Origin of the sequence: Breznakia sp. PFB1-19 (assembly GCF_029893935.1) — a bacterium.
Classification (GTDB): domain Bacteria; phylum Bacillota_I; class Bacilli_A; order Erysipelotrichales; family Erysipelotrichaceae; genus Breznakia; species Breznakia blatticola.
In genome coordinates this window covers 1-4369 of sequence record NZ_JARXXJ010000050.1, presented here as the reverse complement: position 1 = coordinate 4369, position 4369 = coordinate 1, and the positions used below count along the sequence as shown (strand labels likewise).

Annotated in this window: 1 protein-coding gene; it reads right to left on the bottom strand. The window is 33.5% G+C overall.

Translation table 11 applies throughout. The features are described 5' to 3' along the window. Positions 1-119: 119 nt before the first annotated feature. Positions 120-3752 carry a vWA domain-containing protein gene (locus M2098_RS11495; protein ID WP_280684622.1) on the bottom strand — a complete coding sequence of 1211 codons (3633 nt, stop codon included), beginning with the start codon at positions 3750-3752 and terminating at the stop codon, positions 120-122. Between the last annotated feature and the right edge of the window lie 617 nt (positions 3753-4369).

Sequence of the window (4369 nt, the reverse complement as noted above, 5' to 3'; positions counted from 1 at the left end):
AACAACGTTATGAATATCTGAAAAAGAAAACGTATAACCATTTTTATTCAACTGGTTATACGTTTAGTGCAATCCTTAACTTAATGACATTGGCTACTACTCCCCTTTTTTACTTATTCTTATCGATTCTTTTTCTTGAGACGGTACATACCAATAATAGAGGCCGACGCTAGCAATAGTAATGTTCCATATGTAATTGCATTGTTTACATCACCTGTTGCAATTGCAGGCAATCCTAAGATTGTCGTTGTTGGTTTTGGTTCTTCTTTAGTTGGTGTATCTACTTTTGGTTCTAATATTCTTGATGGTTTATCCTCTCCATCAACTACTGGTGCTTTTTTTGTATAGATCACATTAAATGTGTTATCTTCACCAACTGTAATTGTTAATGTCTCTTTATCGATACTTACAAATTCATACAATGCATCTTCCTTCAAGAAGCGTTTTGTATCAATATCTTTTGAAGCAATTTCTGTACCATCGATGAAAGTTTCCTCACTTGTATATGACCCAATGAAATGTTCATCTTCATTTGATTCTCCGATTTTATCTAACCAGAAGTTTACGAGATATCCTGTTTTTACTGGTTCATCTACTTTGTGATAAACAACCGCAAATACATTATCAGCATTCTTTGTGATTGTTACTGTATCTGTAAGTACTTCTGTTTTTTCTGGATCAAATGCATAACGTTCATCATCTACATATGCATTTGCATCTACGACATCATTGGATACTACACTTCCTACCTTGTATGTTATATCCGATTCCTTAAATCCAACAATGTTTGTTTCTGCTACGCTTTCATTGTAGTACATAACTTTGTATGTTGCACTTGCTCGTTTGTATACTATATTGCTTACATTTTCTGCATCATTTTCACTCAATACAAGTGTATCTTTATCAATTTCAACTGCATCTTCATCGATGATTTTTTGTAACTCATCGGTAATTAGAGCTCGTGCAGCACTATCTGAAATCGTAATTGTCGCACCTGGATTATAGTTCTTTGCTGTTGTAATGACACCTAGCGGTTCAAGACTTCCATCCACATTTTCCAAATAGTAAGCTAGTGTATATGATGTTTTCACGGATTCATAGTACACGTGGAATTGTAGTGGATTTGCACCATTTGCTTTCGTGACTACTTTTTCATATGCATCTACTACTGGATTTTTGCGTCGATATACTTCACCTAATTCCATATATGCATTAATTTGACTATCAAGCAGTGATTCTGATAATACATGTACATTTTCTCCACTTTGATTTTGATCAAATGTAATAATTGTTCCTGCATCAAATCTTGTTGATGATGGACTTGTTGTAATTGTTTTTTCTTCATTATCATCAAAGTGATATACGATTTGGTATGTCCCTTGATAACGTTTGTAGTAGATTTCTATTACGTTTGTCTTATTTTTCTCAATTGTTAACTGCGTTGTCGAATTAGATGATGTCTGACTTGGTAAATCTGCTAATTCATATAATTCATTTACGTATTTATGTAACATCTCTTGTGTTATATCTACAGTACTTCCATATTCAAGACGTACCGATTCATCACTTGCAATATGTTTACGTTGATGACTCTCTCTACCTTCAGTTACATCATAATAGTGTACTGTGTATTCATTTGAGTCTGCATTGTCATGTAATTGATAGATAATCGTTGCACTGTTATTTCCATCTGCTGCAGTTGTAAAGTTGGTACCTGCATCAACCACAGTATATGGTGCATGACTCATATCCATTCTATTTGGAAATCCATTAACATATGTATATGCATAGTCATTTTGCACATCGATATATGTACCAACTGGAACATTATTCATCACTTCACTATGCACTTCTGTATCCACTCCACTTGCATCATGTACCATATATCGAATATTTACATCTACATGCGTAATTCGTTTTTTATAAATTGCTGGAATCACATTCATTCCTTTTTGAATCACTAACTCACCGGATGGTTGTAGCTGTTCACCAAATCCAACGAAATCATAAATCTCGCCATTTGCTGTAACTGATGATTCTACAGAAACACTTGAATATGGTACTTTGGTTCCTACTGGATACAGAGTTTGTAACTCTCTTTCTTCAAGTACATCACCGAGGATAGAATCTTTGTAATAGACGAATTTATACATTCCTTGTTGGTACCAATACACTTGTGGTTCCTTATCCATCACGATCTTGTAATCTTGATCACCGATTGTATATGTAAGTTTTACATTTTCATTACTTACATCATTTGCTGAATACCAACCTTCATCAACTGTCCCATTTATTTTAACTTTATAGCTAAAACTCTGTTTGGTTTTGCTGATACCATTCAGTACATATTTCACATACGTAAGTCCATCTTTTACTTCATAAGATGCTCCACTAGCACTTGTAAAATATGTTTCTGGTTGATAAAGCACAAATGGCTCAGGTACTGCATCTGTAATCGTTCCTGCATTTCGTTTATATTCAGTTACAATTGCGTTATACACGTTTTTGCATATTGCATCAATTGTCGATTCACTTGCTGAGAAGTATTGTCCAAGAATTTCATCTTCACCAAGAATATTAGTTCCTATTCCCGCAATTGCTTTGATATCTTTTTCAGCACTTGAGTCCTTTGGAATGGAATACCCTAATGAATATACATTAGCAACTTTACGTAATGAAGCAGCTTGTGCATATGTTGCACTTCTTGTATCATCATCCGTTTTGCTTCCATCACCAGACAGGCGACGTTCTATCTCTTCTACTTCTTTGGTCTCACAAATAACAGCTGCACTTATGATACGTACTAATGTACTATTACGATTTTTATTCCATGTACATGTTCCATCACTTGTTTCATCTGTGCAGTTTTTTCCTGGGTAATAATAGTTTGATTTTTTATCCTTATCACCACCAGGTTTTAGTAGCCAACCATTTCTTATTAAATCCGAAACTGTATCTTTTTTTGTATAACGAATATTGCTATTTGACCAATATCCACGTTGTATAACTGCAGGTTGATCCTCACATGTTGGATCTAATTTTACATCTTTACGTATTGTCTCTTGTTTTGTATAAAGTGTTGGTTCGCCATCACCTAATAAGAATACGAAGTTTTGTACATTTCCATTTTTCGGATCCTTGAATTTGCTACCTTCATTATTTTTTTCAGTAAATGCTAACTCTGCATATTCAAGAGCTTCTTGAATATTGGTTCCTGTATCTACAGTTTTTCTAGAATAATCAGCATCTGGAAATGCGCTTGTTGCCATCCATTCATTTGTATGAATCGCATTTGATGCAAATGGAATAAGTTTCATATGAATTCCCGAATCTTTAAATTGCGTATAAAGTGCACTCACTAAATTTTTGACACCTTCTTTAGCGCTTTTATATTTATTTCCATCTGGATAATTCATACTTCCACTTGAATCAAGTAAAAATACAATATTGATGTGATCTGCTTTTACAGCAAGATCCTTGAGTGCTTGATAATCAAATTGAATCGTATATACACCCTCTGGATCATTTTCATCGCGAGTTAACGATTTTGTGAATGATACATCTTCATTATCCTTCACTAATTTTACAACTCCATCTGTTTCGACGACGCCATCAACACCGACACTTCCAAGTTTTTGTAATGCACCTGCCGCTTTTGTTTGACGGCTTGTCATAACAAATGTTCCACTAATCAATAACACACTAATAATTAAACCTATACAAATCCTCCTTATGCCTTCCTTACCTTTCATTTTTTATCCTCCCGCATACACTAACACTTTGAATGGATAGAAAAAAACAGTTCAAAGTGTTACACAATTGAACTGCATTAATAAAGATTATATAGTCGTAAAGGTACACTTCCCTTTACAGTTATTGGTACTTTTCTTTAACACACTATCACGAAAATTGATGGACTTCACACATCAAACCAATAAAGTTACTCCTTATTAACGCACACACACATGAATACTAATAAATAAGTATTCTATATATTTATTCTAAACTATCAATATTATGGTGTAAAGCGAGAAACTCGTTACTCCATATAAATTTCCACATTGTTTGATTGCTTTATATCATAATTTGAATTTACAAAATATATGATAAAAATACATAAAATATACGTATTTTAAAGGTGTTTTTTATAACTTAGAAAAAGCGCTACCCATTTGGATAACGCTTAAACACACACAACACAGTTTTAAAGAGTATTTAAAAGCACCTTGGGTTTGATATGGCTCTAAGAAAACTATGGGTCATTTATAACCACGCATCAATGTGACCTTTAAAGAAGTTTTGGGTGTTTGGATTAATACTGATATTTTTCATCGAAATTAAAAAATGCAATAGATTGTGTTTCTCAATT